Source organism: uncultured Tepidimonas sp., assembly GCF_938045175.1.
Taxonomy (GTDB): Bacteria; Pseudomonadota; Gammaproteobacteria; order Burkholderiales; family Burkholderiaceae_C; genus Tepidimonas.
Genome location: NZ_CALIND010000165.1, coordinates 1 through 4,109, shown reverse-complemented (window position 1 = coordinate 4,109; position 4,109 = coordinate 1). Strand labels below are relative to the sequence as shown.

The window sequence follows — 4,109 nt, the reverse complement described above, 5'->3', positions numbered from 1 at the left end:
CCGTGGGGGCTGCGGTCTTGCTCGTCGCCTTGGGTGTGGCTTTGGATGACGCCTTGGTGGCCGCTTTGGAGGGCGCGGGTTCGGCGCCCGCCGCAGCCGTGGCGGGCGCTTTCTTGGCCGTCACCTTCTGGGTTGTCGGCGCAGCGGCGGCCGTCTTTTTCTTCGCGGACTCGGTGGCCGCGGCGGCGGCCTTCTTCGCGGTTGCCATGGGGGGTCTCCTGCTTGAGGTTGGCGGGTGGGGAAAACGGTGACGGCCGCGCGACCCAGGCGTTGGCGGGGGATCAGTCCCAGGACAGGGCGCCGCCGGACTGGTACTCGATCACGCGCGTCTCGAAGAAATTGCGCTCCTTCTTCAGGTCGATCATCTCGCTCATCCACGGGAAGGGGTTTTCCTCGTTCGGGAAGAGCGGGTCGAGGCCGATTTGCGTGGCGCGCCGATTGGCGATGTAGCGCAGATAGCCCTTGAACATGCTGGCGTTGAGCCCGAGCACGCCGCGCGGCATCGTATCCTCGGCGTAGCGGTATTCCAGGTCCACTGCGGTCAGAAACAGCTCCTTGATCTCCTGCTTGAACTCGGGCGTCCACAGGTGGGGATTTTCGAGCTTGAGCTGGTTGATCATGTCGATGCCGAAGTTGCAGTGCATCGACTCGTCGCGCAGGATATACTGGTACTGCTCGGCCGCGCCCGTCATTTTGTTTTGCCGGCCCAGTGCCAGGATTTGGGTGAAGCCGACGTAGAAGAACAGCCCCTCCATCAGGCAGGCGAAGACGATCAGGCTCTTGAGCAGTTTCTGGTCGTTTTCGGGCGTGCCGGTGCGGAAGTTGGGGTCCATGATCGCGTCGATGAACGGGATCAAAAACTCATCCTTGTCCCGAATCGACGGGATTTCGTGGTAGGCGTTGAAGATTTCGCCCTCGTCCAGCCCCAGCGACTCGACGATGTACTGGTAGGCGTGGGTGTGGATCGCCTCTTCGAAGGCCTGCCGCAGCAAAAACTGCCGGCATTCGGGTGCGGTGATGTGGCGATACGTGCCCAGCACGATGTTGTTGGCTGCGAGCGAATCGGCCGTGACGAAAAAGCCCAGGTTGCGCTTGACGATGCGGCGTTCGTCCTCGGTCAGGCCGTTGGGGTCTTTCCACAGCGCGATGTCGCGTGACATGTTGATTTCCTGCGGCATCCAGTGGTTGGCGCAGGTGGCGAGGTATTTCTCCCACGCCCATTTGTATTTGAACGGCACGAGCTGGTTGACGTCGGTCTGGCCGTTGATGATGCGCTTGTCGGCCACGTTGACGCGGCGGTATTGGGTGCCCGGCTGCGCCGACGCTGGCGAAACGGCAGTGGCCGCGGCAGGAGGATGCGCGCCGATCGTGGCGCTGACCGGCGACACATAGTCGAAACCCGCGACGGTCTGCGCGGGGCGTGCACCAAACACGGGCTGGGCCGCTACCGACGGCCGGTGCGTCGGAGCGGCATCGGGCGCTGGACGTGCCGGTTGGGGGGCTGCGGTGGGGGTGTGGTCTTCCCAAGTCAACATGGTGGTGTCCGATTCGGTGAATTATTGAAAAATCTCGTCGAAATGACAAGGGTTTGACGGGGCGTTGCGACTTTTGCGGGGGCTTGATGCCCCGGACTGTGGCGCCGGGGCATCAATCGGGTCATCCGCACGGGTGTCGTGGGCGCTGGCTCTCGTCATTGGCAGGCTTCGCAGCCCGGGTCGTCGATGGCGCAGAATTTGATGTCGGTCGCGGGCTCTGTCACCCCGGGCGTCATGGCAGGCGGCACGGCGGCCGCGGCGAGCGCCGACGTGCCACCCGCCGTCGGCACCGCGTTGAGCGCGCCGCTGCGCACGGTGGCTTTTTCAGCGTGCGTGGCGCTGGTGGTGCGCAGGTAGTAGGTGGTCTTGAGGCCGCGGATCCACGCGAGTTTGTAGGTTTCGTCCAGTTTTTTGCCCGAAGCGCCCGCCATGTAAATGTTGAGCGATTGGGCCTGGTCGATCCATTTCTGGCGCCGTGCCGCTGCCTCCACCAGCCACACCGGCTCGATTTCGAACGCCGTGCGGTACAGCTCTTTGAGCTCCTGTGGCACGCGATCGATGGGCCAGAGCGAACCGTCGAAATGCTTCAGGTCCATGATCATCACTTCGTCCCACAGGCCCAGGCGTTTGAGGTCCTTGACCAGGTAGTGGTTGATGACCGTGAATTCACCCGACAGGTTGGACTTGACCGACAGGTTGCCAAAGCACGGTTCGATCGAGGCGTCGACGCCAACGATGTTGGAAATCGTGGCCGTGGGGGCGATGGCGATGCAGTTGGAGTTGCGCATGCCGTCGCGCGCGATCTTGGCACGCAGCGCGTCCCAGTCCAGCGTGCGCGAGCGGTCCACCTCCAAATAGCCGCCGCGCTCTTGCGCCAGCAAGTCCAGGCTGTCGGGCGGCAGGATGCCGCGCTCCCACAGCGAGCCTTTGTAGGTCGAGTAGCGACCGCGCTCCACCGCCAAGTCGCTGCTGGCCCAATAGGCGTAGTAGCACACCGCCTCCATCGACCGGTCGGCGAATTCGATCGCCTGCGGTGACGCATAGGGGATGCGCAGCTCGTAGAGCGCGTCTTGAAAGCCCATGATACCCAGGCCCACCGGTCGATGGCGCAGGTTGGAGTCGCGCGCTTTCTTGACGGCGTAGTAGTTGATGTCGATCACGTTGTCGAGCATGCGCATGGCCACCGTGATGGTGCGCTGCAGCTTGTCGTGGTCGAGTTCTTTGCCCGCGGGGCCGTCTTTGAGGTGCTGAGCCAGATTGATCGAGCCCAGGTTGCACACCGCGGTTTCGGTGTCGCTGGTGTTGAGCGTGATTTCGGTGCACAGGTTGGACGAATGCACCACGCCGACGTGCTGTTGTGGGCTGCGGATGTTGCAGGGGTCCTTGAACGTGATCCAGGGGTGCCCGGTCTCGAACAACATGGTCAGCATCTTGCGCCACAGGTCGACGGCGCGCACCTGCTTGCTGGGTTGGATTTCGCCACGCGCGGCTTTTTCTTCGTAGGCGAGATAGGCTTCTTCGAACGCGCGCCCGACCTTGTCGTGCAGATCGGGTACGCTGGAAGGCGAAAACAGCGTCCACATGCCGTTTTCGATCACGCGCTTCATGAACAGGTCTGGAATCCAGTTCGCCGTGTTCATGTCGTGTGTGCGGCGCCGGTCGTCGCCGGTATTTTTGCGCAGCTCCAGAAATTCTTCGATATCGAGGTGCCAGGTCTCCAAATAGCAGCACACCGCGCCCTTGCGCTTGCCGCCCTGGTTGACAGCGACGGCGGTGTCGTTGACCACTTTCAGGAACGGCACCACGCCCTGCGACTCGCCATTGGTGCCCTTGATGTGGCTGCCCAGCGCGCGCACGCGTGTCCAATCGTTGCCCAGGCCACCGGCGAATTTGGACAGCAGCGCGTTTTCCTTGATGGCGTCGTAAATGCCTTCCAAATCGTCGGGGACGGTGGTCAGGTAGCAGCTCGACAATTGCGAACGCAACGTGCCGCTGTTGAACAGCGTGGGCGTGCTGCTCATGAAGTCGAACGACGACAGCACTTCGTAGAACTCGATGGCACGCGCTTCGCGGTCGATTTCGTTGAGCGCCAGGCCCATGGCTACGCGCATGAAGAACGCTTGCGGCAGCTCGATGCGTTGCTTGCGTACGTGCAGAAAGTAGCGGTCGTACAGCGTTTGCAGACCGAGGTAGTCGAATTTCAGATCGCGCTCGGCCTTGAGCGCCGCGCCCAGCCGCTGTAGGTCGAACGTGAGCAGCTCGGGGTTGAGCAGCTCCGCCTCCACGCCTTTTTTGATGAAGGCGGGGAAATACTCCGCGTAACGCGTGTGCATTTGCGCATGCGTGACCTCCTCGCCCAGCACCTCTTTGTAGATGGTGTGCAGCAGCAGGCGCGCCGTGGCGTAGGTGTAGTCGGGGTCGGTTTCGATCTTCGTGCGCGCGGCCAGAATGGCGGCCTTGTGCACCTCTTCCAGCGGCACGCCGTCGTAGAGGTTGCGCAGCGTCTCGGCGACGATGGGTTCGGCCTGCACGTCCGGCCCCAGCCCTTCGACGGCGGAGTGGATCAAGGCCTTG

2 protein-coding genes and 1 pseudogene are annotated in these 4,109 nt (G+C 62.8%); all 3 read right to left on the bottom strand.

Annotated elements, in window-relative coordinates:
- Positions 1-208: pseudogene (locus Q0716_RS08710) on the bottom strand (hypothetical protein); the annotation flags it as partial.
- A gap of 73 nt (positions 209-281) precedes the next feature.
- Positions 282-1,535, bottom strand: coding sequence for a ribonucleotide-diphosphate reductase subunit beta (locus Q0716_RS08705; protein WP_299022129.1), 1,254 nt, complete (start codon positions 1,533-1,535; stop codon positions 282-284).
- Between the two features lie 155 nt (positions 1,536-1,690).
- Positions 1,691-4,109 (bottom strand): ribonucleoside-diphosphate reductase subunit alpha (locus tag Q0716_RS08700; RefSeq protein ID WP_299022126.1); only part of this gene is annotated, 2,419 nt, incomplete at its 5' end.

Coding starts and splice junctions, on each gene's coding strand:
- Q0716_RS08705 (WP_299022129.1), bottom strand. CDS start 1,535: ATGTTGACTTGGGAAGACCACACCCCCACCGCAGCCCCCCAACCGGCA.